This is a genomic window from Rhizobium sp. BK060, from assembly GCF_014193145.1.
Taxonomy (GTDB): Bacteria; Pseudomonadota; Alphaproteobacteria; order Rhizobiales; family Rhizobiaceae; genus Rhizobium.
This window is the reverse complement of record NZ_JACHYW010000034.1, coordinates 1-26,081: the sequence shown is the minus strand read 5'-3', so window position 1 is coordinate 26,081 and position 26,081 is coordinate 1. Positions and strand designations below refer to the sequence as shown.

The following is a 26,081-nucleotide window of genomic DNA, read 5'->3' as shown; positions in this document are numbered from 1 at the left end:
CATTCCGTTGATCGCAAAAAACCTGTAGACTGCTTTGCAGAAAGTTTTCGATTCTCTTAGCGGCACTCCGGCAATCCCGGATTCCGGGGAAGGAGTGACAGGCGGATTGTGAAACCCTCGCTTTTCCTTTAAGGGGACGCCACGAGATCGATCCACTCGCGCTATCCCAAGAGCGCCAACGATAGAGAACAATTGCAATGAACCGTCGCCGCCGTATTTACGAGGGCAAGGCAAAGATTCTGTATGAGGGCCCGGAACCGGGCACGCTGATCCAGTTCTTCAAAGACGATGCCACCGCCTTCAACAAGAAAAAGCACGAAGTCATCGATGGCAAGGGCGTTCTGAACAACCGCATTTCGGAATATATCTTCAGCCATCTGAACAAGATCGGCATTCCGACACATTTTATTCGCCGCCTCAACATGCGCGAGCAGTTGATCCGCGAAGTGGAAATGATCCCGCTCGAGATCGTTGTACGCAACGTTGCCGCCGGCTCTCTGTCCAAGCGCCTGGGCATCGAGGAAGGCGTTGTGCTGCCGCGCTCGATCATCGAGTTCTATTACAAGTCCGACGCGCTCGATGATCCGATGGTCTCGGAAGAGCACATCACCGCATTCGGCTGGGCAAATCCCGCCGAGCTCGATGACATCATGGCGCTCGCCATTCGCGTCAACGACTTCATGACCGGCCTTTTCCTCGGCGTCGGCATCCAGCTTGTCGATTTCAAGATCGAATGCGGCCGCCTGTATGAAGGCGACATGATGCGCATCATCCTCGCCGATGAGATTTCGCCGGACTCCTGCCGTCTGTGGGATATCGATACCCGCGAGAAGATGGATAAGGACCGCTTCCGTCGTGACATGGGTGGACTTCTCGAAGCCTATTCGGAAGTTGCGCGCCGCCTCGGTATCATCAACGAGAACGAACCCGTGCGCGGCACCGGTCCGGTGCTCGTGAAGTAAGACTTTCAGGCCAAGCAAGACAGGGAAGATAAAGTGATCAAGGCTCGTGTAACCGTCACGCTGAAGAACGGCGTTCTCGATCCGCAGGGCAAGGCCATCGAGGGCGCCCTCGGCGCGCTCGGATTCGATGGTGTCGGCCATGTCCGTCAGGGCAAGGTTTTCGACGTCGAACTCGAAGGCGCCGACAAGGCTAAAGCGGAGAGCGACCTTAAGGCAATGTGCGAGAAACTCCTCGCAAATACGGTGATCGAGAACTATAATATTTCCGTCGACTAATCTGGTCGTGGAGCGCACTCGATGGCTGAATTGACGCAAGAGCTCATGCTTGAGTTGTTGACGAAAATGCACGAGCACATCGACACACTGGATGCGTCGCTTGACGACATCCGGAGCGAAATGCATTGCATGCGCGACACAATGAGCTCGATGCAGCAGGAAATACATAGTATTTACGGTGTCCTTGGCCGGCACGAAGGCCGGCTGGAACGCATTGAAAAGCGTCTCGTACTTAGAGAACTTGCAGAAGCACAAACAAGGTTTTAGTCGCACTCATGAAATCAGCCGTCGTTCAACTTCCGGGCCTCAATCGCGATCGCGACATGATCGCTGCACTGACGAAAATCTCCGGTCGCGCACCGGTGACGATCTGGCAAACGGAAACGGACATTCCGGACGTCGACCTCATCGTCATCCCTGGTGGCTTTTCCTATGGCGACTACCTTCGTTGTGGTGCCATCGCCGCGCGCATGCCTGTGATGCAGGCAATCATCGAAAAGGCGAACAAGGGCGTCAAGGTTCTGGGCGTATGCAACGGCTTCCAGATCCTCCTCGAGGCAGGTCTGCTGCCCGGCGCACTGATGCGCAATGCCTCGCTCAAGTTCGTCTGCCGCGAGATCAAGCTCGAAGTCGTCAATGCCGACACCGATTTCACCCGTGCCTACTCCAAGGGCCAGGTCATCCGCTCCCCCGTTGCGCATCACGATGGCAACTATTTCGCCGACGCCGAAACCCTGGCGAAGATCGAGGGCAATGGTCAGGTGGTCTTCCGTTACGCGGAGGGCACCAATCCGAACGGCTCGATCAACGATATTGCTGGCGTCCTGAACGACAAGGGCAACGTCCTCGGCATGATGCCGCACCCCGAAAACCTCATCGAAGCAGCACACGGCGGTTCCGACGGCCGCGGTCTGTTCGCTTCTGCCCTCGAGGTAATCGCTGCTTAACCTTCGGCACGTAAGAGGCCATTCATCCGGTCCATTGGAGCAAGATTGATGCGCCCTCGCCTTACGACGACACGTGTTCTCGCGATTGCCGCAACGGCGGCGCTGATCGCCTCCTGCCAATCAAACACGCCGGCGAAGGCGCCTGATCGCAGCGCGCTTTCCACCATGGAGCGCGTTGCTCTTGGCGCAAATGCCTGCTGGTTCAAATCGGGCGATGCCGCCTTCGCAGCCTACAGGCTGGCGCCGGAACTGAATTCCTTCTCCGGCCGTCCACGCATTCTCGTCGTGCACAAGGGAAGCCCTGAGAGCCGTCCATTGCTCGTCGTTCAGGCTGAAGGCACCCCCTCCAAACTCGATGCCTTTGGTCCGATGATGCAAAGCGCCACGGGACCGCGGATCGTCAAGGACGTCACCCGTTGGGCATCCGGCGGCAAAGCTTGCAGCTGATCAATCCCAGAAGAATGACTTACTGGCTTCCCTGCGTGCATCCGCACGCGTAACGCCGATGTCTATTAGCTCGGCGTCTGTCAAATCGCGCAACACCCTGCGGCTCTCGCGCTTCTGATGCCACGACGATAGACGATGCCATACGGACTGCAGTAAGGCTTGAGCGCGCGATACGCCGCCTGAGTCTTGCCGAACACGGTATTGCATCGATTGCACCTGAGAAGACAAAGGTGCAATCGGGGACTCGCTCTCTGGAACGGCAGACATATCTTTCTCCAAACGGAATTGTATCTGTCATTCAAATAATCTTGACGAATGAAGGGTGACAATATAGAGAATTGTCATCATGACAACTTGGCTCCCAGACGTTTCGCGTGGTTCCGGCCCGGTCTACCTCCGGATTGCGGACAGCATTGAATCAGCCATCGCCAGCGGCACATTGCCTGCAGGCAGCAAATTGCCGCCGCAACGAAACCTCGCCTACGACATTGGCGTAACAATCGGGACAATCGGCCGCGCATACGCGCTGGTGCACGAGCGCGGCCTCGTCGCCGGTGAAGTCGGCCGCGGAACCTACGTGCTGGATCGCGCCGAGACCGCACCCGGCAATCAGCCGGATCCGTTAACCATCGCGCTCGGCGGCACGCGTGCTATCGATGCGCCGGCCGGCAAGATACGCTTTGACACCACGGCGGCTCCGGATCTCGGTCAGGGTAAGATCATCGGCAACGTGCTCGCCGCCATTGGCGTGGAAAAGCTTTCCGAAATCTCGTCCTATTCCCGTGTCTTCCCGCAAAATTGGTACGAGGCTGGCCGGCGTTGGCTCGCCAGAAACGATTGGACGCCTGAAACAGAAAACATCGTCCCTACCCTTGGGGCGCATGCGGCGGCTGTTGCGGTCATCTCGGCCGTGTCATCGCCTGGTGACAAGATCGTATTCGAAGACCTGAGCTACACGCAGGTCAGTCGCAGCGCGCGCATTCTCGGTCGCCGCACCCTTACTGTCGAGTCCGACGAGAATGGTGTGATCCCCGGTGACTTCGAGCGCCTCTGCCTTCAGCAGCATCCGAAACTTGCGTTCCTGATGCCCACCGCACACAATCCCACGCTGGCCACGATGCCCCGCGACCGCCGGGCAAGCATCGCGGAAATTGCGCGTCGGCATGGCGTCTGGCTGATTGAGGACGATCTCTACGGCGGAATGACCGGAGACGAAAATCCCCTGCTCGCATCGCTCGCGCCCGATCGCACGTTCCTGATCAGCGGCCTTTCGAAGTCGGTGGCTGCCGGAGTGCGCGGCGGCTGGGTCGCCTGCCCGCCGCATTTTGCGCAGCGGATCAAGGTGACGCACAAGATGATCACCGGCGGACTGCCTTTCATTCTGGCCGAGGCTTGCGCCCGTCTCGTAATGAGCGGCCAGGCACACGAAATCCGCAAGGCCAGTGCGGCGGAACTGACGTTACGTGAACGGCTCGCGCGGGAACAGTTGCAGGGATACGACTTCGTATCGCATCCGCATGTGCCATTCCTCTGGCTGAAGCTGCCCGATCCTTGGCTCTCTGGAACCTTCAAGAACGCCGCCTACAGGGATGGTGTCCTGATCGACGACGAGGATGAGTTCAAGGCAGCTCGAGCAGAGAAAGTCTATCATCGCGTACGGATAGGCTTCTCCTCGCCGCGCAACCGGGAGGATATGGTTGCGGGATTGATGACGCTGCGACGCCTGCTGGAAAGCGGAGGCGCTGGCTACGACGGCGAGATTTGAGATTGCGGCGACGGGGCCGCTGACCGGCGACAAAACAGCGCCGGTCGGCAAAAGTCGCTTTACCCAACGATCATCGATGGTACGCCCATTCGTCCCATACCAATCTCTGCGACGGTCCGAGCAACGGCATGACGCGCGCCTGCATCAGGTCGGTTACAAGTTTTAAGCGGCGCAGTTGGCTCCCTGTATACCCGCCGTCTGTTAACAGCTGCCATTTTCCTGTCGCGCGTTTCATTCAGTTAGGCTAAAGACACCGCAATCGCGCAACGGCAGGGACTTCCGAGAGCTCATGACCATTTCCAATACCCGCCCGATCACCCCCGAACTGATCGCCGCCCATGGCCTGAAGCCAGACGAATATCAGCGGATATTGGACCTGATCGGCCGCGAACCGACCTTCACGGAGCTCGGCATCTTCTCGGCCATGTGGAACGAGCACTGCTCGTACAAATCCTCCAAGAAGTGGTTGCGCACGTTGCCGACCAAAGGCCCGCGTGTCATCCAGGGACCCGGCGAAAACGCCGGCGTCGTCGACATCGACGACGGTGACTGCGTCGTCTTCAAGATGGAGAGCCACAACCACCCCTCCTACATCGAGCCGTATCAGGGCGCGGCGACGGGTGTCGGCGGCATTCTGCGCGACGTCTTCACCATGGGCGCCCGCCCGATCGCAGCGATGAATGCGCTGCGTTTCGGCGAGCCGGACCATCCGAAGACCCGCCACCTCGTCTCCGGCGTTGTGTCCGGCGTTGGCGGCTATGGCAACTCCTTCGGCGTACCGACCGTCGGCGGCGAAGTCGAATTCGACGCCCGCTACAACGGCAACATTCTGGTCAACGCCTTTGCCGCGGGTCTCGCCAAGTCCAACGCGATCTTCCTGTCAGAAGCCAAGGGCGTCGGTCTCCCGGTCGTCTATCTCGGCGCCAAGACCGGCCGTGATGGCGTTGGCGGTGCGACCATGGCGTCGGCTGAATTCGACGAATCCATCGAGGAAAAGCGCCCGACCGTACAGGTCGGCGACCCCTTTACCGAAAAGTGCCTGCTGGAAGCCTGCCTTGAGCTGATGCAAACCGGGGCCGTCATCGCCATTCAGGACATGGGGGCTGCCGGCCTCACCTGCTCGGCCGTCGAGATGGGCGCCAAGGGCGATCTCGGCATCCTGCTCGATCTCGACACTGTGCCCGTGCGTGAAGAGCAGATGACGGCCTATGAGATGATGCTGTCCGAGAGCCAGGAGCGCATGCTCATGGTCCTGGAGCCGGAAAAGGAAGCCGTCGCAAAGGCGATCTTCGTTAAGTGGGGCCTCGATTTCGCGATCGTCGGCAAGACCACCGACGACCTGCGCTTTCGCGTCGTCCACCAAGGCGAAGAAGTCGCCAACCTGCCTATCAAGGATCTCGGTGACCAAGCGCCCGAATATGACCGTCCGTGGCGCGAGTCCGACAAGCGCGCGCCATTGCCTGCCAACCTCGTTGCCGCACCGGCTGACTACGGTCAGGCGCTGCTGCAACTCGTTGGCTCTCCCAATCAATCAAGCCGCCGCTGGGTTTACGAGCAGTACGATACGCTGATCCAGGGCAACTCGCTCCAGCTTCCGGGCGGTGATGCTGGCGTCGTTCGTGTCGAAAACCATGCGACCAAGGCTCTCGCTTTTTCCTCTGACGTCACGCCACGCTATGTCGAGGCAGACCCGTTCGAAGGCGGCAAGCAGGCGGTCGCGGAATGTTGGCGCAATATCACGGCAACCGGCGCAGAGCCCCTGGCAGCCACCGACAACCTGAACTTCGGCAATCCCGAGAAGCCCGAGATCATGGGCCAGTTCGTCCAGGCCGTGAAGGGCATCGGAGAAGCCTGCCGGGTTCTCGATTTCCCCATCGTATCGGGCAATGTCTCGCTCTACAATGAAACCAATGGTGTTGCGATCCTGCCGACACCGACGATCGCCGGCGTTGGCCTCCTGCCCGACTGGAAGAAGATGACTCGTATCGGCAGCGCTTCGAATGGCGACAAGGTGATCATGATTGGTACGGACGGCAGCCATCTCGGTTCCTCGGTCTACCTGCGTGATGTTATTGGCAGCACTGAAGGCCCCGCTCCGGAAGTCGACCTCTTGGCAGAGCGCCGCAACGGCGACTTCGTGCGCTCGGTGATCCGCAACGGCCAGGCAACGGCCTGCCACGATATCTCTTCGGGCGGCCTCGTACTCGCTCTCGCCGAAATGGCGATGGCGTCCAGCAAGGGCCTCAAGATCAGCCTCGGTGAATGCAGGGGCGCGCCGCATGCGCTGCTGTTCGGCGAAGATCAGGCCCGCTATGTTCTGACGGTGCCAGCGGATGTAGCAAACTTCGTCTGCGCCAATGCCGAAGGTGCGCGCATACCCTTCCGCCGTCTCGGCACGGTCGAGGGTGACAGCCTTGTCGTCGACGATCTGCTATCGCTGCCAATTCAGCAATTGCGCGACGCCCATGAATCATGGTTCCCTGATTACATGGAAGGCCATGGCACGCTCGCTGCCACGGAATAATGCGCAAGGAGTAACGATCATGCCTATGAAACCCGGTGATATCGAAGACATGATCAAGGCCGGCATCCCCGGCGCCAAGGTAACCATCCGCGATCTCGCCGGCGACGGCGACCATTATGCGGCTGAGGTGGTCGCTGAAGCCTTTCGCGGCAAGAGCCGCGTGCAGCAGCACCAGATGGTCTACGAGGCTCTCAAGGGTAACATGGGCGGCATATTGCATGCCCTGGCGCTGCAGACATCGGCACCTGATTGATATCGAATGCAAAATGCCCGGTCACAAGCCGGGCGTTTTGCTGTAGCCACCTTCTGCAAAGACCGAGCCCGACCGTGGACCGGCGGTCAGCAGCGTGAAGTCGAAGGGAGCCCGCAAGTCCGGCCCCAGGACGTACTGCCGATGCACGCGCAGAAGGTCCTTCTTGATCTTCCTGTAGTGTTCAACGGTTAGCATCTGCTTGACGCGGATGAAAACCATCCTGGCAGGCCGTAGATAGCCATGCCCGCAAACCGCCACCACCGGCACCTTATAGAAATGGATTGCGTCGGTCAGGCACTGGACATCGAGCCAGTAAACGTTGTCGCATCGCGCAATCAGGCCCACCCGTGACCGCAGCAATTGCGCGGGACGCAACAAAGCACACTGAAGGATTGCTGACCCGAGCGTCGCAAAGATCACCCTCTTGCCGGCGAAAATATCCGGATATCGCTCGAGAAGTGTGCCGATCACATGCGCAGCAACGCTGGAGCCCATGCTGTGAGATGAGATGACGTATTCGTCCGCAGTCTCCGACAAGGCTGCCCGGGCGGCAGTGGCGCAGTGATCGAGCCATTGATTGAATTCTGGATCGCTCATCCAAGCAAGAGCCACCGCCATGCGCCAGTCCGCGAAAAGATGCAATGTGTAGAAACGTTCGGCAAAAGGCAGAAACGCAAAGATGAAGAAACATAACGCTAGTGCCACGCTCCACAGAAGATGAAGGGCGGGCAACTCCGTACCGATCGGTATAACAGCGATCGTCGCACTGAGCGCAAAGCCCAGAATCATCATCAGAAACGGAAAGATGAAGAACAATCCGAATCGCCAGGCATGCCTGAAATAACCCGCCATCCCCCCAAAGGCGATGACCTGCAAAGCGCTCCGAAAACCTGAGAGGATCTGTGTCGCCCGGCTGCCAGCTCTAAGCTTTTCCACGAGAGCGTCGTGGTCGAAGACATGGATATGGCTGTTGGTTTCCCAGCCATCCGCGCTCGCCCTCACCTTGAAGCTCGTTGAATCGGGTCCGTATTCCGGTTCACCTGTCAGCACTGAGAAATCCCAAACAGCCGCACTTTGCTTTGCTGAGCGTTGGTAGCGAGCGATGTGAGCACGCCCGTCAAGTGGCTCGAACCCCGGAAAATGGAGAACGACCCTTTTCGAAATCACTGTCATTATTCTCTTTCTTTGCCGCGGGCACGGCAGATAATTGCTGCGCCGCAATCGGCGAGAATTGTGGCGAAATCCGGGTAATTTCCCGTGCGAAATGCGCGCCACTCGTACCTCGTCGTAACGCTTCAGTGGAGGGCGTAACGCAAGCGCAACAATCCGCCGTCTGCAAACCGATAGGGTGCTCTTTTTTTGCCGGCGCCTGCTGGAATTCCGGCGATCACATGCTATCTAAGCTTAACGATTGAAACGGCGGGCCTTTAACTCGCCTGTGGAAAGGATTAGGTCCCTATGAGCGGTATCAACGAATTCATCGACAACGAAATCAAGAGCAACGACGTCGTCCTCTTCATGAAGGGAACGCCGCAGTTTCCGCAGTGTGGATTCTCCGGCCAGGTCGTGCAGATTCTCGATTACATCGGCGTCGACTACAAGGGCATCAACGTGCTCGCTGACTCCGAAATCCGCCAGGGCATCAAGGATTATTCAAACTGGCCGACGATCCCGCAGCTCTACGTCAAGGGCGAGTTCATCGGCGGCTGCGACATCGTCCGGGAAATGTTCCAGGCCGGTGAGTTGCAGCAGCACCTGCAGGAACACGGCGTCACCGTTCGCGGCGCCGCCTGACCTGTCCGGTCACCGGGCGTCCGCCCGGTTTCCAAATCTTGTATTTTGAGTCCGAGGCGCTGTGCTGAACAGCGCCTTGGCCCGTTTATGGGAATTCCATTGTGACAGATTCATCACAAGCCGCGCACGCGGGCCAATTGCCCATGGGCAAAGGGGAGTTCATTGCACTCGCCGCCTTCCTGATGGCGGTCAATTCGCTTGCGATCGACATCATGCTTCCGGCGCTTCAGCAGATCGGCGCAAGCCTCGGCGTCGAAAGCGAAAATCACCGTCAATTCGTCGTTTCTGCCTATCTGCTTGGTTTCGGCTCGGCGCAACTCTTCTACGGCCCCCTCTCAGACCGCTTCGGCCGTCGCCTGCCGCTCCTGATCGGCCTCGTCATCTATATCTGTTCCGCGCTCGGGATCGCGCTGGTACCGTCCTTTGCGGGGCTGCTTGCGCTTCGTTTCGTTCAGGGCATTGGTTCGGCGGCCACCCGCGTCATCACGATCTCCATCGTTCGTGATATCTACGGCGGCCGGCAGATGGCGGAGGTCATGTCGCTGATCATGATGGTCTTCATGATCGTCCCCGTCATCGCGCCGGGCAGCGGCCAGATCATCATGTTCTTCGGCAGCTGGCATCTGATCTTCGTATTCATCGCCGTCATGGCTGCACTGATTTCGGGCTGGGCCTATCTTCGCCTTCCAGAAACCCTGCATCCCTTGAACGTTCGCCCCTTCACCGCCCGTTCAGTGATCGGTGGTTTCAAGCTCGTGCTGACGAACCGGATCGCGCTCTGCTACACGATCGCCAGCACCTTCATCTTCGGCTCACTGTTCGGCTTCATCAATTCCGCGCAGCAGATTTACGTCGGCATCTACGGGCTAGGCGTCTACTTCCCCTTCGCTTTTGCCGGCGTCGCCGTCTTCATGTCGCTCTCGTCATTCCTGAACTCGCGGCTTGTCGGGAAGTTTGGCATGCGGCGGCTTTCCCATGGTGCATTGGCCGGCTTTATCACGATTAATACCATCTGGCTTCTGGCCCTTCTGCTGGGTCCGCACCCGATGCCCTTCCCGCTCTTCATCGGCTTCTTCGGCCTGGCGATGTTCCAGTTCGGCTGGATTGGCTCCAACTTCAATTCGCTTGCCATGGAACCGCTCGGCCATGTTGCGGGAACGGCTTCGTCCGTCCTCGGCTTCATGAGCACCGTCGGGGGCGCACTGATCGGCGCCGGCATCGGCCAAGCTTTCAACGGTACCGCTCTGCCGATGGTCGCGGGCTATTTCACCGTCTCGATCATCGGCCTGATCTTCGTTTTGATCGCAGAAAAGGGGCGTCTCTTCCAGCCGCATAATCCCGCGGTCTGATCGGGTCACCCGCCTCGTATTTCAGGATTTCCATTATGACGCCACTGCATAAACCACATGTTGAAAATCAGGGCTCCGGCCGAATAGGCATGGGCTTCGTCGAATTTGTCATCACCATCGCCATCATGACCGCCAGCGTCGCCATGGCGATCGATAGCATGTTGCCGTCCCTGCCCGCGATCGGCCATTCATTCGGCGTTATCAACGCCAACGACGCGCAGCTCGTGATCGGCGTCTTCTTCCTCGGCTTCGGCGTTTCGCAGATCATCTTCGGCAGCTTGTCGGATACGTTCGGCCGCCGGAACATCCTGCTTGGAGGCTTGGCGGTCTACGTGCTCGCCATGTTCGCCGCTGCTGCCACAGGCAGCTTCGAAATGCTGTTGATCATGCGTTTCGTTCAGGGCCTCGGCGGCGCAGCCGTCCGCATCACCACGATGGCGATCGTCCGTGACTGCTTCGGTGGCCGCGAAATGGCGCGCGTGATGTCCTACGTTATGATCGTCTTCATGATCGTTCCGATCGTGGCACCTTCCGTCGGTCAGTTGATTATCACCTATGCCAACTGGCACTGGATATTCATCCTGCTCGGCCTCGTTGGCGCCATCCTGTTTTTATGGGCACTGCTGCGTCTCAAGGAATCTCTCCCGAAGGAAGAACGTATCCCCCTGTCGGTCGGCTCCGTCGTCGACGGCTTCAAGACCGTCCTGACCAACAAGATCACCTGCGGCTACATGATCGGCCTGACCATGTTCACAGGCGTCATCAGCGCCTATGTGATCTCGGTCCAGCAAGTCTTCGGCGAGGTCTATGGTCTCGGCGACTGGTTGCCGATCGCCTTTGCGGCGACGGCGGGAGGTATCGCGGTGGCAAACTTCGCCAACGGCTTCTTCGTCCGCAAGTTCGGCATGCGCCGCATCTCGCACGTCGCCATGATCCTGTTCACGATCGTTTCAGCGATCGGCTATGTCAAAGCACTCGGCGGTCGCCCCGATTTCGCCTTCGCCTATGCGCTCTTCACGATCCTGCTGATGATGTTTGCGGTCATAGCCACCAACTTCACGGCGATCAGCCTGGAACCGATGGGCAACCTGGCCGGCACGGCAACCGCCATCACCGGCTTCGTGTCGACGACCTTCGGCGCGATCCTCGGCGGCACCGTCGGCCAGCTGTTCAACGGCACGGTCCAGCCACTCTTCGGCGGCTTCGCAGTGTTCGGTGCGATCAGCATCGCGGCAACGCTCTGGGCGGAAGGCGGCAAGCTCTTCACGCATCCTGGCGACAGCCCGCAGCTCGATTCCGGCGCCGGCCACTTCTAGAAGCCGACCGGCCTGTCTCTCCCGTTTGAACGCATAGCGTATCGCCCGCAACATGCCGTTGCGGGCGCCACTGCCTCAGGGAGTTAGCGCCACACCAGAACAACCGATACGGCCAGCGCCGATGCCATGGCGATATTGAAAAGCTTGGCCGAACGTTGTGCCCGGAGAAGTTGGGCCATGAGTGCGCCCAAGACAAGCCATAGCAGCCCGGCCGGAAAAGCCGCAGCAGCAAACAGCGTCCCCATCCATAGGGCGCCGCTGGTTTGCGCATGCTGCGGGGACACAAGATAGGTGCTGCCCGCGCTCAGGGCGACCAGCCACCCTTTTGGGTTCAACCACTGGAACAGAAAAGCCTGCAGAAATCCCGCCGCCTGTGTCAGGCTATCCGCCTCAAAAGTGCCGGCATTGACGATCTTCCAGGCAAGCCACAGCAGGAACAGAGAACCGGCCACTTTCATCGCCGTTACGATAGCTGGTACAGCGGCGACAATTTCTCCGACACCGAAGGTACTTAAAACGATCATCACTCCCATGCCCAGTGACGCACCGAGCGGACAGCCAATGCCTCTCAAAGTGCCGACGGTCGCACCGGTGGACAGGATCATGGTGTTGCTTGGCCCCGGCGTGACCGCCGCGATGAATGCAAACAGCAGGAAGGCCAGCGCCTGAGCGGTATCCATCGTCCCTCTCCACGTGGTTCTCGAAAGACGAAAGAACCTCTAGGCCTGGCGCACACTCTTGTCTTGTATGTTTGTGTGCAAGCTACTAGCGGGTCAGCTTCTCATAAGGAAACCGAATGGAGCGACGGCAGCCGATATGATGCGGCGCACCGTCGGTCCAAACGCGCAGACTAGCTGCCACTTCTGCACAAGACGTATTTCACGTCTTCTCCAAGGGAGTCGCGAGGTTCGCTCGCTTGGCGCTAGACCGTGAAAACCTCGCGCCGGAGGATATCCCAGCTCTCCTTGTCAGGCGCAATCAGCAAACCACCGCTGGTGTGATGCGGCAGGTAGGGCGAGCCGTCAAAACGCGCTGCATAAGCACCGGCCTCGATGCTGAGAAGCGTGCCTGCAAGATGATCCCAGGGCATCAGCTTGTTATACATGAGATAGTGCACATGACCGCTCGCAAAGGCGCGGTATTCGTGGGCCGCGCAGCGATAGTTGGCAAGAAACCGAACTTTGGCGAGGTTGGCAAGGATCTCGCCACGCTTCGGTTTCGGCAGGAATCCGGTCGATGCCATACCGACCATCTCTTCCAGCGCGACAGCTGCGGCAACCGAAAGCCGTTCCGCCTCACCGTCAGGACGCCGAAGCCATGCGCCACTGCCCTTCTCTCCGATCACCCAATCGTCGCCCATCGGGTCGTAGATGATGCCGGCAACCGTTTCGCCCTTGGACACCACGGACGCCATGACGCCGAAGGCTGGAATGCCCGATGCGAAATTGAACGTCCCATCAACGGGATCCACAACGATAGCAAGATCCGCACCCTCGAGCTTGCCGAGCAGCGCCGGATCTGCGGCGACCGACTCCTCGCCGACGAACAGGGCATCTGGCCAGAGCGTGGCTGCTTCCGCCTTGATCATCCGCTCGGCCTGCAGGTCGGCCTCCGTCACCAGATCGGTCGCCTCGCTCTTGGCGCGCACGTCATCGCTCCCAAGTCGACGGAAACGCGGCAATATCTCTGCCTTCGCCGCCCGCCTCAGAAGATCGGCAAGCGTCGCTACATCTATCGTGGAACTCATGGACTTTCCTTCTTTGGCGTGAGCGCCGACTATTCGCTCTTCGGCGCGGTCTCTCCGGCCATCAGGCCGGCGAAATCGAAAAGCTTGGGATCAAGCAGATGCGACGGGTTCACATGCGCAAGCGCCCGCAGCATCGTATCCTTGCGGCCCGGCATGCGCCGCTCGAAATCGGCGAGCATCTCCTTCATCGCATTGCGCTGCAGCCCGTCCTGGGAGCCGCAGAGATCACAAGGAATGATCGGGAACTGCATGGCCGCCGCAAACTTTGCCATGTCGTCTTCGGCGCAGTAGGCGAGAGGGCGCAAAACCATGAGGTTGCCCTCGTCATTTAGCAGCTTGGCCGGCATCGACGCGAGCCGCCCGCCATGGAAGAAGTTCATGAAGAAGGTCTCGAGAATATCCTCGCGGTGGTGGCCGAGCACCAATGCGTCACAGCCCTCCTCCTTGGCGATCCGGTAGAGATTGCCCCGCCGTAGACGCGAACAGAGCGAACAATAGGTCGCACCCTCCGGAACCTTTTCCTTCACGATCGAATAGGTATCGCGATACTCGATGCGGTGTTTGACACCGATCTTCGTGAGATAGTCAGGCAGGATATGCTTGGGAAAGTTCGGCTGCCCCTGGTCGAGATTGCAGGCGACCAGTTCCACCGGAAGCAGGCCGCGCCACTGCAGGTCGAGCAGAAGAGCCAGCAGCCCATAAGAATCCTTGCCGCCAGAGAGGCCGATCAGCCAACGCTTCTGGCCCTTCAGCATCGCAAAATCGTCGAATGCCTGCCTGACGTTGCGCAGCAGCCGCTTGCGCAGCTTGTTGAACGACACCGAGTTCGGCGCATCGGCAAAGAGCGCGTGTGCGACGGCGTCGTCCGCGGTCGGCGTTTCCAACTCATCGGCGATGTTGGCTGCGATGTTCATTCTCTCGTCCAATCAGAGTCTGCCTCCGCCTTAGCAGAAAGCGCCACGACAACCCAGCATCAATCGCCGAAAACCGACCATCCAGTCCGGGCAGCCAGCATTTCGAGCGCGACAGCGCCGAGCTGCGAGTTGCCGACCTCGTTGAGACCCGGAGACCAGACCGCAATCGAGGCAATGCCGGGCGCCACCGCAAAGATGCCTCCGCCAACACCGCTCTTGCCGGGAAGGCCGACATGGTAGGCGAAGTCGCCGGAGCCGTCATAATGACCGCACGTCAGCATCAGCGCATTGATGCGCCGGGCCCGCTTCGGTGACACGACCGAGTGGCCGGTCATCGGATTGCTGCCACGTGCAGCGAGGAACAGCCCCGCCTTCGCCAGTTGTTCGCAGGTCATCGACAGGGCGCATTGATGGAAATAGACGCCGAGTACGTGATCGACTGGATGGTCGAGATTGCGATAGGCCCGCATGAAGTTGGCGAGTGCAAAATTGCGGTATCCCGTCTGCGTCTCGGACTTTGCGACACGGTCGTCAATCGTCACCGACTCATCATCCGCGAGATAGCGAACGAAGCGCAGCAACTCACCGATCGCCTCGCGCGGCGCATGGCCGGCCATGACGACATCGGTCACGGCGATTGCGCCCGCGTTGATGAAGGGATTGCGCGGAATACCCTGCTCGTGCTCGAGCTGGACGATCGAGTTGAAAGCCGAGCCCGAAGGTTCGCGGCCGACGCGCTTCCACAGTCCCTCGCCGACCTTGCCAAGCGCAAGCGTCAGCATGAAGACCTTTGAGATGCTCTGGATGGAGAACGGGACATCCGCATGGCCGACGCTGTAGACCTTGCCGTCTATGGTCACCACGCTCAAGCCAAACTGATTCGCGTCGACCTTGGCGAGTTCCGGAATGTAGTCCGCAACCTTGCCTTCGCCGATACGGGGTGCCAGCTCCTTGTGGATGCTGTCGAGAACTGCCTGCAAGTCCGTCATCGTATCTCCCCAGATAACAAAAAAGCCGCCCCAAGAGGCGGCTTTTCCGTATGCGAAAACGCCTCGCATCCTACTGCGCCACGCGTCGAAGACGCGCAAAGAACGCAGTAGCCCTTAAAGAGACGCATAAGCCTTTCCGACAATCGAAACTCGATTGTCGGGGTTATGCGTTAACGCGAATAGAATTCGACCACCAGATGCGGCTCCATGACGACCGGATACGGGACGTCGGAGAGCGAGGGAACGCGAGCGAAGGTAGCAACCATCTTGTTATGGTCGGCTTCGATGTAGTCCGGAACGTCGCGTTCAGCCAGAGCAACCGATTCCAGAACGGAAACGAGCTGCTTCGACTTCTGACGAACTTCGATGACGTCGCCAGCCTTGCAACGGTAGGAACCGATGTTGACGCGGACGCCGTTCACGGTCACGTGGCCGTGGTTCACGAACTGGCGGGCAGCGAAAACGGTCGGAACGAACTTGGCGCGATAAACGATCGCGTCCAGACGGGACTCCAGAAGACCGATCAGGTTTTCCGAGGTGTCACCCTTGCGGCGGGCGGCTTCAGCGAAGATTGCACGGAACTGCTTTTCGCGCAGGTCACCGTAGTAGCCCTTGAGCTTCTGCTTGGCGCGCAGCTGCACACCGAAGTCCGAAAGCTTGCCCTTGCGGCGCTGACCATGCTGGCCCGGGCCGTATTCGCGGCGGTTCACCGGGGACTTCGGACGGCCCCAGATGTTTTCGCCCATACGGCGGTCAATCTTGTACTTAGACGATTCGCGCTTGCTCATCGTATTTCCTTTCAGATAGTTAGGACGGTCTGTTACCAAGCCGCGTGAAGGAAACACGCCCTCCTTTGATCTTCTTTCGAGGATCCGACAGGATCATCCCATTACGCGAACGGGACAAATCCACGGGACATGTCAAATGAAACACCGGACATCTCTGCCCGGTGCTGGCGCGGTGTTTAGGGCGAAGTCGCTGGAATGTCAATCACAATCCATACCCGGTAGCTTGCTTTCTGGCAGGCGGAACGTCTCACCTTGAGCAGCGTTGCTATTCCGCCGCGGGGCGGACGTCATCGGCGTCGGTCGCATTTGCATCGCCAGGCGCCGTTTGGCAGTTCATGTCGGGAAAGGCGACAATCCGCTTGCCCGAGAAATCCGCGTGCACCACTATGGTGCCCTGCTCCTCGAAGTACCCGAGCAGGCGCCTTGCCCGCCGTGCCGAATGGGTGCCGTAGGCTCGCGCAATCCGGGCGTCCGACGGGCATGGCTCACCGCAGACGGCAGCCTTTGCTATCATCAGAAAGACGCCCTGCAGATCGTCGGTGACACTGGCCGAAAGCGACAGCGCTGTCGCCCAGGCTTCCGTTTCGGCTGTTGCAGCGTCCACCCCGGAGCGCGAAATCGCGACGCGGCGCCGGAACTCAGGAAGAGACATCGGAGAACCCGGAACCCGGCGCATACGAAGCCGCACGAGGAAGTCCTGATACAACACCGAATCCGTTCGAAAGCCGGACCCCGGGTCGTCCAGGATCTCGTGGAGCACAGCCGTCAGCCGCTCCTCGCGCTCCTCCGTCGATAGCTCGGGCTGAGCTGCGCGAGTCTCTGAGGGAGGAGCCGAGGCGGCAGGAGCCGAACGCGACAATTCGGCGAGAATATCTGTGGTTGGCCGTGGCGCTGCCGGAGCGCGACGAACGATTGGCCTCTGAAACTCTTCCGGATCCGGCGTGAAGATCAGATCCTCGACGTCCTGAGGCGCATCCGGCAGCGGCATGAGCTTCGGGCTCGACGAGCGTGCCGAAGTCTCGACGTTGCCGATCTCGATCGGCAACGGGCGACGCGACAAGGCAGGCCCGAGCGCAACGAAATTACCACGCTTCAGATCGCGGAACATTTCCGCCTGACGACGGTCCATGCCGAGGAGATCGGCCGCACGCGCCATGTCGATGTCGAGAAAGGTGCGGCCCATCAGGAAGTTCGAGGCTTCCGCGGCAACGTTCTTCGCAAGCTTTGCCAGACGCTGCGTTGCGATCACTCCGGCAAGACCGCGCTTGCGACCGCGACACATCAGGTTCGTCATGGCGCCGAGCGACATCTTGCGCGCATCTTCGGAAACATCGCCGCCGACCGAAGGCGCAAACATCTGCGCCTCGTCGACCACGACAAGAACTGGATACCAGTATTCGCGGTCGGCATCGAACATGCCATTGAGGAAAGCGGCTGCCGCCCGCATCTGCTGCTCGATATCCAGCCCCTCAAGCGTCAGAACGCAGGAGACGCGATGCTGGCGGATACGATTGGCAATGCCGGCCAATTCGGCCTCCGTCCGCTCGCCGTCGACCACGACGTGGCCGAACTTGTCAGACAGAGTGACGAAATCGCCTTCAGGATCGATGATGACCTGCTGCACCCACTGCGCAGATTGCTCCAGAAGGCGGCGAAGCAGATGCGACTTGCCGGAGCCGGAATTGCCCTGCACCAGAAGACGGGTAGCCAGAAGCTCCTCGATATCGAGCGTGGCCGGATTGCCTCCCGACGCCGTTCCCATATCGATACCAACCTGCAATGTCACATTCCTCTTTCAATTCGAACACGGCGTCCTAGCAGGTTTGGCCGTGTCTTTGGCAACACGCCCGCACAAACCCACAGGAGAAAACCGTCAGAACCTAGCCTTCAGCATCCGCGTGAACGCCAGGCTGATCGCGAGCGGCACCAGCAACACCGCCAACCCGACGCGCAACCCCGACGCCTCCGCGATGAATCCGATCAGAGGCGGTCCGATCAGAAAGCCGGTGAGCGCCATGAAAGACAGGATCGCGACATTGGCTGCCGCCGGCCGATCCCGGAGGCTCGCCGCGGCGGTAACCGCCAGCGGAAAGCCGACCGACACACCGATACCGACCAGCGCAAAGCCCGCCAGCGTCACCAGGCTATGCCAAGCAAAGACGACAATCAGCATGCCCGCAAGAGCAGCCGCGCCGCAGCCTCGGGCTAGTGAAATCGCGCCAAAGCGCTGCTTCAGATGGTCGCCGCTGAAGCGCCCGGCCGCCACCATGAGGGCAAAGATCGTATAGCCGATACCGGTCATCATGCCATCGGTCTGGAAGACATCCTTGAGATAGACCGCCGACCAGTCGGCAATCGCCCCTTCGGTCATGGTAATGCCGAAGACGAAGGCACAGATCCCGAGCAGTGTCACACTCGGCGGTTTGAACGGCGCGTGCGGCGGAGCCGAACCGGCTTCGCGATCCGGCGGCAGGCGGAGACTTGCCGCAACAGCAAACGGCAGCACGACAAAAGCCGCCGCCAGGATTGCCCATCCGGCCGGCGCGGCAACCGCTACCATCGCGGAACCAAGCAGGCTGCCCGCCATGATGCCAAGGCTCCAGAAGCCATGGCAGCGGTTCATGATGATCGAGCCGGTATCCTTTTCGGCACGATCTGCCTCGACATTCAACCCGAGCTCCAGCATCGACATCGCAACGCCAAGCAAGGCCAGAGCGATGAACAATTCAACCGGCGCGAGCGAGAAGGCCGGAAGGCAGACAATTACCGAGAAGACGAAAAAACCCGCAATGACCGCGGTCTTTCCCCCAATGCGAGAGACCACTCTTCCCGCAAAAGGCAACGTCGACAGAATGCCTACCGGCATGCCGAGCAGAGCCAGCGCAAGATCGGCCGGACCGAGCTCCAGACGAGCCTGGATTTCGGGGATGCGCGGCAACCAGCTGCCGAATGCGATCGGCTGCAGGAAAAAGATAGCCATAACGAGCTTTTGGAAGGACATGCGGAGCCTGGCGGGACGAATCACATCTCACAGTCTGCGCAGTCGCTTGGCTTTGCGATAGCCCCTATTGCATCAAGACAAGACCGGCGTTGCGCGTGTGCCTGATGTCAAGCCTTGAGGCCAAATCCCTGCATCAGCCGGCGCGTCGCGAAATCGGGATTGCCTGACGTGAAGACCGCGAAGTCGAAACTGTCGGGGTGCACGCCATCGGCGACCTGCGGCACGAGGTTGCGGGCGCGCCGCGCAATTGCCTCCGCTGGATCGAGCCAATCGACAGGCCAGGGTGCGAGCCGCCGGTAGACGTTGGCCATGAAGGGATAGTGCGTGCAGGCAAGCACCACGATGTCGGTCTTGCGACCGTCCTTCTCCACGAAGCATTGGTCGATCTCGGACAGCACGGCCTCGTCGGATACCGCATCGCCGCGGATATAGGCCTCCGCCATTCGCGCCAGATTTTCGGACCCGACCAGGCGCACGTGACACTGCTGCGCGAAGGATTGGATAAGGTCGCGCGTATAGGCACGCCTCACCGTACCAGGGGTCGCCAGGACGGAGACGAGCCCCGAGCGTGTCCGCTCTGCCGCCGGCTTGATCGCCGGTACCGTGCCGATGAAGGTCATCTGCGGAAAAGCCGCGCGAAGATCGGCGCCAACCAGCGTAAAGGCCGTGTTGCAGGCGATGATGCAGACCTCAGGGGCATAATCCGCAAGCAGCCTCGCGAACAGGCCGATGATCCGCTCCTTCAGCGCCTGCTCTTCCCAGCCGCCATAGGGAAAGCCAGCATCATCGGCGATGTAGATAAAACCGCGCTCCGGCATGAGCACGCGCGCTTCGCGCAGCACGGTCAGCCCTCCGATGCCGGAATCGAAGACCAGAACCGGTTTCAGCTCATTCGGCGCTGCTGTCATCTTCCGATTGTTCCTTGACGTCTACGGGTGGCCGGCTCCCGCGCGGATATTTCCGCGAGAAGCGGTCGAGGGAGGAGATCACACCGCGCAACACGCTGATTTCCTGCTCTGTGAAGGCGCGGCGGGACAGGACTGCGCGCAGGTTGTCCACCATTTTCGGCTTTTTCGCGGGCGGATGGAAATAATTGCGCGCCTCCAGTGCCTCTTCCAACTGGTCGTAGAGCCCGAATAGTTGTTCCTTCGTGGATTGCGTCTGCGACATTGCCTGGAAGGGAACGGCCGCGACATCCTCCATGCCCGACTTCATCCACTCGTAGGACATCAACAGCACGGCTTGAGCGATGTTGAGCGACGCGAAAGCGGGGTTGACCGGAAAAGTCACGATCTCGTCGGCAAGCGCCACCTCCTCGTTATTGAGCCCCCAACGTTCACGTCCGAACAGGATGCCGGTGCCCTCGCCCGCGCGAAATTTTGCTCGTAGCGTCTCCGCTGCGACAACAGGCGAGCGAACTGGTTTGAAGCCGTCCCGCTCGCGCGCCGTCGTCGCGTAGACGAAGTTCAAGTCAGCAATCGCCTGCTCCAGCGTCTCGAATACTTTGGTGCCTTCGATCACATGATCCGCCTTCGACGCGGCAGCCTGAGCTTTGTCATTCGGCCAGCCATCGCGCGGATTGACAAGCCTGAGATCCGCCAGGCCGAAATTCGCCATGGCGCGCGCCACCATTCCGATGTTTTCTCCCATCTGCGGTTCGACGAGAATGATAACCGGGCCTTCTGTGAGAAGTCGCCGCTCGCTGTTCGTGCCTGCCATGACGCTGGATCCTTTTGCTACGGGCGCAATAGCCAAGCCAGGCTGAAACGGCAAGGGCCAAGCGTCCCGGCGACGTTAGGACATCCCTCGGGCTCGTCGGCACACAATGTCCAAAGCTGGCGCGAAGGCCGTTTCCGGGAAGGGTGCCCGGCCGAGCGTCACCGCCATCACTGACCCTTGGCGATCTGCACCATGGTGTTCTTGAGCGAGTTCGGTGGCTGCCCAGGATCACCCTCAGTGACGATGTCGTCGATCACAGCCTTGCCGGCCTCGTCGAGCATCTCGAACCGCACGGTGGTCACGGCTTGCTTGTCCGACCCGTCGTCCATGCATGTCGCCTTCTTGAAAGTGACAATCACTTCCGTCGCTCCGTCGGTGGCCTGCTTTGGCGTGTAAGTCAGATCCGCGAGAGGACATGCATCCTCGCCGTTGACGATCACGTCGTAGTCGAAAGGCGAAATGCCGTCCTCGTCGGCAGCCGGGTTCTGGATGGCTGCCTGGTATTTGGTCACGAAGTCCTTGCTGTATAGCCGCGAAAGTTTGCTCGGATCGAAGATGTCGATCCAGTCGCTATCCGCGCCCGACCAGTTTTTGATCGTCGCGTCCATGATCTCCTTGACCGGCGCCGTAAGGTCGCCAGCAAGCATTGGCGAGGTCGAACCGAGAAGGACCGCTAGGACAAGGGAAATCTTCTTCATGACGAATATCCGGGCAATGGTTTCGCGCCGGAGACTAGCCATTTTCCGACGCTTGGCAATGGCCGCAAAAACACCGCCCTCTCCTGCTTCCGGCTTTGCACTCCCGGCGCACAATGCTATAGCGCCAGGGATTTCACATCACCCACCCGGGACACCGGTCCCTTCTTAGCTTAACGAGGCAGATACATGAAGAAGATCAAGGTCGCCAATCCCGTCGCCGATCTCGACGGCGATGAAATGACTCGCATCATTTGGCAGCTCATCAAGGATAAGCTGATCCATCCGTATCTCGACCTTGAGATCGATTATTTCGACCTTTCCGTTGAAAACCGCGACGCCACCAATGACCAGGTGACGATCGATGCAGCCAACGCCATCAAGAAGCACGGCGTCGGCATCAAGTGCGCGACGATCACGCCTGATGAAGACCGCGTCAAGGAATTCAACCTGAAGCAGATGTGGAAGAGCCCGAACGGCACGATCCGCAACATCCTCGGCGGCGTTATCTTCCGCGAACCGATCATCTGCCAGAACGTTCCGCGCCTGGTTCCGGGCTGGACGAAGCCGATCGTCGTCGGCCGTCATGCCTTCGGCGACCAATACCGCGCCACCGATTTCAAATTCCCCGGCAAGGGCAAGCTGACGATCAAGTTCGTCGGCGAAGACGGCCAGGTCATCGAAAAGGACGTGTTCGACGCCCCCGGCGCTGGCGTTGCCATGGCTATGTACAACCTCGACGAGTCGATCCGCGAGTTCGCCCGCGCCTCGATGATGTACGGCCTGATGCGCAAATGGCCGGTCTACCTGTCGACCAAGAACACCATTCTCAAAGCATACGACGGCCGCTTCAAGGACATCTTCGAAGAAGTCTATCAGACCGAATTCAAGGATCAGTTCAAGGAGTTGGGCATCACCTACGAACACCGCCTGATCGACGACATGGTCGCTTCGGCGCTGAAGTGGTCGGGCGGTTACGTCTGGGCGTGCAAGAACTACGATGGCGACGTCCAGTCCGACACGGTTGCCCAGGGCTTCGGTTCGCTCGGCCTCATGACCTCGGTTCTGCTGACGCCGGATGGCAAGACGGTCGAAGCCGAAGCCGCGCACGGCACGGTTACCCGCCACTACCGCCAGCACCAGAAGGGCCAGGAAACCTCGACGAACTCGATCGCCTCGATCTTCGCCTGGACACGCGGCCTCGCGCACCGCGCCAAGCTCGATGACAATGCCGAACTCGCAAAGTTCGCCGCAACGCTGGAGAAAGTTTGCGTCGATACGGTCGAAGCCGGATTCATGACCAAGGATCTGGCACTGCTCATCGGTCCCGATCAGCCCTGGCTCTCCACCACCGCCTTCCTCGACAAGATCGATCAGAACCTGCAGAAGGCGATGGCATAAGCCAGAAACAATAGCGGAATGGGCGGCGGGGATTTCCCCGCCGTTTTCGTTTCAGCGACAAGTAGGGGAACAACAAGCATGACCACCACAATCCGTCCGCTGCAGCCTTCCGACCGGGCCGCCTGGGAACCGCTGTGGGCCAGCTATCAGCGCTTCTACGAGGTCGTCATTCCGCCGGAGACGACGGATCTGACCTGGGGTCGTTTCCAGGATCCGGCCGAAGACATGCACGCGCTCGGCGCCTTCGACGAAGGCGACCGCCTCGTCGGCATCGTCCACGCCATCTTCCATCGCTCGACCTGGCTGCCGAAGTGGACCTGCTACCTGCAGGACCTCTATGTGGACGACACACAGCGCGGTCTCGGCACGGGCGCGGCTCTCATCGATGCCGTCGCCAATCTCGCCCGTGAGAACGGAGCCGGCCGGCTCTACTGGATGACGCACGAAACCAACACCACGGCGCGAAAACTCTACGACAGGATCGCCGAGCGATCCGGCTTCATCCAATATCGCAAGGTACTTTAAATAGTTACGGACTTTGCGCTGGACCTCTCTGTCCTATCTTCCTGATGGCCGGCCTTAATACACTGCGTTCAGATCCCGGAGCGTAAAAAGAAAATGAGGAGGAGTGCATGGCAGACGAACTGGTATTTTATACGAACCCTATGTCGCGTGGTCGCATCGCCCGCTGGATGCTGGAGGAGACGGGCGTACCCTACAAAACAGAGATCCTGACCTTTGGCGAAACCATGAAGTCGCCGGAGTACCTTGCCGTCAACCCGATGGGCAAGGTTCCCGCGGTCCGGCACGGCAAAACGGTTGTGACGGAATGCGCAGCGATCTGCGCCTATCTCGCTGACACCTTCCCCGAAGCAGGCCTCGCTCCAAAGTCGGATGAACGCGGCAGCTACTATCGCTGGATGTTCTTTACCGCCGGACCGCTCGAAGCCGCAGCGACCAACAAGGCATTGGGCTTTGAAACTCCGCCCGACAAGGCCCGGATGGCGGGATATGGCAGCTTCGCCGATGTGATGAACACGCTGGAGAGCGCCGTCAGTGCCACACCTTACGTTGCCGGAGATCGCTTCACGGCAGCCGACGTCTACGTCGGTTCACATATTGGCTGGGGCCTGGGATTCGGCACCATCGAGAAGCGCCAGGCCTTTGTCGACTATCTCGGCCGCGTCACCGATCGCCCGGCCTACAAGCGGGCCGTCTCCATCGATGACGAGGCCATGAAGGCCGCAAAGTAGCGACCGGAGGCTCAGGCAAGCGGCATGTGGATGTCGGTCAAGAGTTCGGTCGGCGATACATCGCGTGGGTTGTTGAGATACTCCTCGAACATCACGCTGTCGCGAAGCTGCCGGCCTGAAGCGGGCAGCCATTCCGCATAGAGCCACTGATAGGCCTTGTGCATGTCGGCATAAGGCCCCCTGTGACGCAGCACGGCATATTCCCCACCGTCGAGGGTACGATGTTCGAATGGCGGTGCAGCGGCGATCTCGTCTTCCATCGTCACGCATGCGATGGACCGCAGCCTTTCGGCCGGCACGAGATCGGGATCATCGAGATAGACACCGACCATGCGCATCGTAGGCTTGGCAAGCCGGCGCGCATACAGCGTGCCAAACAAGGTCTCGAACGCCTTGCCGATCTGCATGTACGAGCCGATGTGCGGCACGCCAAGCAATTGCATTGGCTCAATCTTCCGTAAGGTGACATCAAACATGGCTGCAGTCTTTCCGTTAGGTGAGGGTTCGAAGGCTTTATGGCTTCCCTCTTTCCGGTATTGAGCTGGCGGCATGCCGTAGACCGATTTGAAGATACGGTTGAAGGACTGGAGGTTGGGATAGCCTGATCGCTTTGCGATTTCCCCAACAGAAAGACCCGTGCGCACGATGTCGCCGGCGGCGCGATGCAAGCGCAGCCGCTTGACGGTCGCCGCGAGTGTTTCGCCGTAAACCGCGCGATAGATCCTGTGCCAGTGGTAGCTCGACATGCAGGCAATCTCGGCAAGCCTGTCCATGTCGAGCTCTTCGTCGAGATGATCATGGATATAGGCCGATACCCGTCGCAGACGGTCCTCGTAGAGGGCCCATGCCGTTTCGCCATTCATGTCTGAACCTCGTGCAAATCGATCGGCTGCAGAAAACCATACTGCGATTTGACAAATCCTGCGGACTTTGACCAATCCGCAATCGGCATAGGGGGCGATCGTATTCGATCGCGCCCCTGCCACACCACCCGGCATGCGGATCCGCACCGGGCGGTTCGAGAGATTGAGGTTAGACGAGTCTGGGCATTCCGAGTTGGTCGGCCCATTTGATGGTGAGGATGCTGTTGAGGAGTTTGCCGCTGTTGCGCCACCAGCGACCGGCCTTGGCTGCCACTCGCTGTGCCACAAGAGGGTTTGCCCCCTTTGCCAGCAGTTCGCGGAAGATCGTCGTGCCACGCCTCCATTGTTTGAGCTGGATTGCCCTCACACGGTGACGCATCCATTCAACCAGCTCTCGCCAGAACTGCTTTCAGGGATCGACCCGCGGTGTCAGTTCGCGAATGCGCTCCTTGAACGCCTTGATTGCCTTGTCGGCAACACCTCGCTTGACCACCCCTCCTGGTGCTTTGAAGAAAGCATAGCCGAGGAATTTGCGGCCGAAGACGCTGGCAACAGCGCTCTTGGTCTCGTTCACCATCAGGCGAAGTCGACCATAAAGCCGCCGCAGCAGAGCCATCGCCCGCTCGCCCGCCCGCTGCGACCGCACATAGACGTTGCAGTCGTCGGCATAGCGGCAGAAGGCATGGCCCCGCCGTTCAAGCTCCTTGTCGACCTCATCCAGCAGCAGGTTGGCCAATAGCGGCGACAGCGGCCCGCCCTGCGGCGTGCCTCTGGTCCGCGCAATGACCGCACCCCCATCAACAATGTCGGCGTTCAGATAGGCCCGTACGAAGCGGGTCACGCCAGGATCAGGGATTTTCTTGCGCAGACGGTCGATCAGGATGTCATGGTCAACCCGGTCGAAGAACTTCTCCAGATCCACGTCCACAACGACCCACCGTCCGGACTGCACGAACGATTGCGCCGCCAGGACGGCATCGTGTGCACTCCTTCCCGGACGGAAGCCGTAGCTGTGCTGGCTGAAGGTCGGATCAAGGATTGGCTGAAGGACTTGCAGGAGCGCCTGTTGGATCAGGCG

General features: G+C 59.8%; 27 protein-coding genes and 1 pseudogene. 14 read left to right on the top strand and 14 right to left on the bottom strand.

What is annotated here, in order from left to right:
* Positions 1 to 197: 197 nt before the first annotated feature.
* From purC to FHT71_RS27145, 5 genes are read left to right on the top strand one after another with little or no spacing between them, the layout of a single operon-like run.
* Positions 198 to 962: a phosphoribosylaminoimidazolesuccinocarboxamide synthase gene (purC, locus tag FHT71_RS27165; RefSeq protein ID WP_007532892.1), complete on the top strand. Its 765-nt coding sequence runs from the start codon at positions 198 to 200 to the stop codon at positions 960 to 962.
* Between the two features lie 33 nt (positions 963 to 995).
* On the top strand, positions 996 to 1,238 hold the full coding sequence (gene purS / locus FHT71_RS27160; RefSeq protein ID WP_007789552.1) for a phosphoribosylformylglycinamidine synthase subunit PurS: 243 nt from the start codon (positions 996 to 998) through the stop codon (positions 1,236 to 1,238).
* Positions 1,239 to 1,259: 21 nt separating this feature from the next.
* The gene (locus FHT71_RS27155; protein ID WP_007789550.1) at positions 1,260 to 1,505 is read left to right on the top strand and encodes a hypothetical protein; all 246 of its coding nucleotides are present in this window, start codon (positions 1,260 to 1,262) and stop codon (positions 1,503 to 1,505) included.
* An 8-nt stretch (positions 1,506 to 1,513) separates the two neighbouring features.
* Positions 1,514 to 2,185: a phosphoribosylformylglycinamidine synthase subunit PurQ gene (gene purQ, locus FHT71_RS27150; RefSeq protein ID WP_132593128.1), complete on the top strand. Its 672-nt coding sequence runs from the start codon at positions 1,514 to 1,516 to the stop codon at positions 2,183 to 2,185.
* A 48-nt stretch (positions 2,186 to 2,233) separates the two neighbouring features.
* Positions 2,234 to 2,632, top strand: coding sequence for a hypothetical protein (locus FHT71_RS27145; protein WP_007789545.1), 399 nt, complete (start codon positions 2,234 to 2,236; stop codon positions 2,630 to 2,632).
* Here the strand turns inward: FHT71_RS27145 and FHT71_RS27140 are convergent, their stop codons facing one another.
* On the bottom strand, positions 2,633 to 2,899 hold the full coding sequence (locus FHT71_RS27140) for a DUF1127 domain-containing protein (protein WP_183722870.1): 267 nt from the start codon (positions 2,897 to 2,899) through the stop codon (positions 2,633 to 2,635).
* A gap of 79 nt (positions 2,900 to 2,978) precedes the next feature.
* Here FHT71_RS27140 and FHT71_RS27135 point away from each other — a divergent pair, with 79 nt between their 5' ends.
* The 3 genes from FHT71_RS27135 to FHT71_RS27125 all read left to right on the top strand — a co-directional run bounded on the left by FHT71_RS27135 (position 2,979) and on the right by FHT71_RS27125 (position 7,174).
* Positions 2,979 to 4,397 carry a PLP-dependent aminotransferase family protein gene (locus FHT71_RS27135; RefSeq protein WP_183722868.1) on the top strand — a complete coding sequence of 473 codons (1,419 nt, stop codon included), beginning with the start codon at positions 2,979 to 2,981 and terminating at the stop codon, positions 4,395 to 4,397.
* A gap of 289 nt (positions 4,398 to 4,686) precedes the next feature.
* Positions 4,687 to 6,921, top strand: a complete 2,235-nt coding sequence (gene purL / locus FHT71_RS27130; protein ID WP_183722866.1) for a phosphoribosylformylglycinamidine synthase subunit PurL — start codon at positions 4,687 to 4,689, stop codon at positions 6,919 to 6,921.
* Between the two features lie 19 nt (positions 6,922 to 6,940).
* Complete coding sequence (locus FHT71_RS27125) at positions 6,941 to 7,174, top strand: BolA family transcriptional regulator (RefSeq protein ID WP_007789538.1); 234 nt, start codon at positions 6,941 to 6,943, stop codon at positions 7,172 to 7,174.
* Between the two features lie 21 nt (positions 7,175 to 7,195).
* On the opposite strand, the gene FHT71_RS27120 is transcribed toward FHT71_RS27125, so the two are convergent.
* On the bottom strand, positions 7,196 to 8,347 hold the full coding sequence (locus FHT71_RS27120; protein ID WP_183722888.1) for a hypothetical protein: 1,152 nt from the start codon (positions 8,345 to 8,347) through the stop codon (positions 7,196 to 7,198).
* A 285-nt stretch (positions 8,348 to 8,632) separates the two neighbouring features.
* On the opposite strand from FHT71_RS27120, the gene grxD reads away from it, so the two are divergent.
* From grxD to FHT71_RS27105, 3 genes are all read left to right on the top strand, one after another.
* Positions 8,633 to 8,968, top strand: coding sequence for a Grx4 family monothiol glutaredoxin (grxD, locus tag FHT71_RS27115; protein WP_007532908.1), 336 nt, complete (start codon positions 8,633 to 8,635; stop codon positions 8,966 to 8,968).
* Between the two features lie 143 nt (positions 8,969 to 9,111).
* Entirely contained in the window at positions 9,112 to 10,317 is a 1,206-nt protein-coding gene (locus FHT71_RS27110) for a multidrug effflux MFS transporter (RefSeq protein WP_007789536.1), read from the top strand.
* A 35-nt stretch (positions 10,318 to 10,352) separates the two neighbouring features.
* Complete coding sequence (locus FHT71_RS27105; RefSeq protein WP_132593136.1) at positions 10,353 to 11,633, top strand: multidrug effflux MFS transporter; 1,281 nt, start codon at positions 10,353 to 10,355, stop codon at positions 11,631 to 11,633.
* A gap of 83 nt (positions 11,634 to 11,716) precedes the next feature.
* Here FHT71_RS27105 and FHT71_RS27100 read toward each other — a convergent pair whose 3' ends face one another.
* From FHT71_RS27100 to FHT71_RS27055, 10 genes are all read right to left on the bottom strand, one after another.
* Positions 11,717 to 12,313, bottom strand: a complete 597-nt coding sequence (locus tag FHT71_RS27100) for a LysE family translocator (RefSeq protein ID WP_132593138.1) — start codon at positions 12,311 to 12,313, stop codon at positions 11,717 to 11,719.
* 242 nt (positions 12,314 to 12,555) lie between these two features.
* A complete protein-coding gene (locus FHT71_RS27095; protein WP_183722864.1) occupies positions 12,556 to 13,380 on the bottom strand; it encodes an inositol monophosphatase family protein in 825 nt (274 codons plus the stop codon).
* Positions 13,381 to 13,409: 29 nt separating this feature from the next.
* On the bottom strand, positions 13,410 to 14,294 hold the full coding sequence (gene ttcA / locus FHT71_RS27090) for a tRNA 2-thiocytidine(32) synthetase TtcA (protein ID WP_007789532.1): 885 nt from the start codon (positions 14,292 to 14,294) through the stop codon (positions 13,410 to 13,412).
* A gap of 59 nt (positions 14,295 to 14,353) precedes the next feature.
* A complete protein-coding gene (locus FHT71_RS27085; RefSeq protein WP_132593142.1) occupies positions 14,354 to 15,283 on the bottom strand; it encodes a glutaminase in 930 nt (309 codons plus the stop codon).
* A gap of 170 nt (positions 15,284 to 15,453) precedes the next feature.
* Positions 15,454 to 16,071, bottom strand: coding sequence for a 30S ribosomal protein S4 (gene rpsD, locus FHT71_RS27080; protein ID WP_007789529.1), 618 nt, complete (start codon positions 16,069 to 16,071; stop codon positions 15,454 to 15,456).
* Between the two features lie 265 nt (positions 16,072 to 16,336).
* On the bottom strand, positions 16,337 to 17,851 hold the full coding sequence (locus tag FHT71_RS27075; protein WP_132593144.1) for an ATP-binding protein: 1,515 nt from the start codon (positions 17,849 to 17,851) through the stop codon (positions 16,337 to 16,339).
* A 93-nt stretch (positions 17,852 to 17,944) separates the two neighbouring features.
* Entirely contained in the window at positions 17,945 to 19,072 is a 1,128-nt protein-coding gene (locus tag FHT71_RS27070) for an MFS transporter (RefSeq protein WP_132593146.1), read from the bottom strand.
* Between the two features lie 107 nt (positions 19,073 to 19,179).
* A complete protein-coding gene (gene murI, locus FHT71_RS27065; protein WP_007789526.1) occupies positions 19,180 to 19,980 on the bottom strand; it encodes a glutamate racemase in 801 nt (266 codons plus the stop codon).
* Positions 19,961 to 20,791: an RNA methyltransferase gene (locus FHT71_RS27060; RefSeq protein ID WP_007789524.1), complete on the bottom strand. Its 831-nt coding sequence runs from the start codon at positions 20,789 to 20,791 to the stop codon at positions 19,961 to 19,963. Before FHT71_RS27060 ends, murI begins: the two co-directional genes overlap by 20 nt.
* Positions 20,792 to 20,958: 167 nt before the next feature.
* On the bottom strand, positions 20,959 to 21,489 hold the full coding sequence (locus FHT71_RS27055) for a hypothetical protein (RefSeq protein WP_132593148.1): 531 nt from the start codon (positions 21,487 to 21,489) through the stop codon (positions 20,959 to 20,961).
* Between the two features lie 186 nt (positions 21,490 to 21,675).
* On the opposite strand from FHT71_RS27055, the gene FHT71_RS27050 reads away from it, so the two are divergent.
* From FHT71_RS27050 to FHT71_RS27040, 3 genes are all read left to right on the top strand, one after another.
* Positions 21,676 to 22,887: an NADP-dependent isocitrate dehydrogenase gene (locus tag FHT71_RS27050; protein WP_007789520.1), complete on the top strand. Its 1,212-nt coding sequence runs from the start codon at positions 21,676 to 21,678 to the stop codon at positions 22,885 to 22,887.
* A 78-nt stretch (positions 22,888 to 22,965) separates the two neighbouring features.
* Entirely contained in the window at positions 22,966 to 23,412 is a 447-nt protein-coding gene (locus FHT71_RS27045) for a GNAT family N-acetyltransferase (protein WP_007789518.1), read from the top strand.
* Positions 23,413 to 23,519: 107 nt separating this feature from the next.
* Positions 23,520 to 24,140 carry a glutathione S-transferase family protein gene (locus tag FHT71_RS27040; protein WP_132593150.1) on the top strand — a complete coding sequence of 207 codons (621 nt, stop codon included), beginning with the start codon at positions 23,520 to 23,522 and terminating at the stop codon, positions 24,138 to 24,140.
* Between the two features lie 11 nt (positions 24,141 to 24,151).
* Here the strand turns inward: FHT71_RS27040 and FHT71_RS27035 are convergent, their stop codons facing one another.
* Together FHT71_RS27035 and FHT71_RS27030 are read right to left on the bottom strand one after the other, a co-directional pair.
* Positions 24,152 to 25,003 carry an AraC family transcriptional regulator gene (locus tag FHT71_RS27035; protein ID WP_183722862.1) on the bottom strand — a complete coding sequence of 284 codons (852 nt, stop codon included), beginning with the start codon at positions 25,001 to 25,003 and terminating at the stop codon, positions 24,152 to 24,154.
* Positions 25,004 to 25,172: 169 nt separating this feature from the next.
* Positions 25,173 to 26,081, bottom strand: a pseudogene (locus tag FHT71_RS27030) (reverse transcriptase domain-containing protein); the annotation flags it as partial.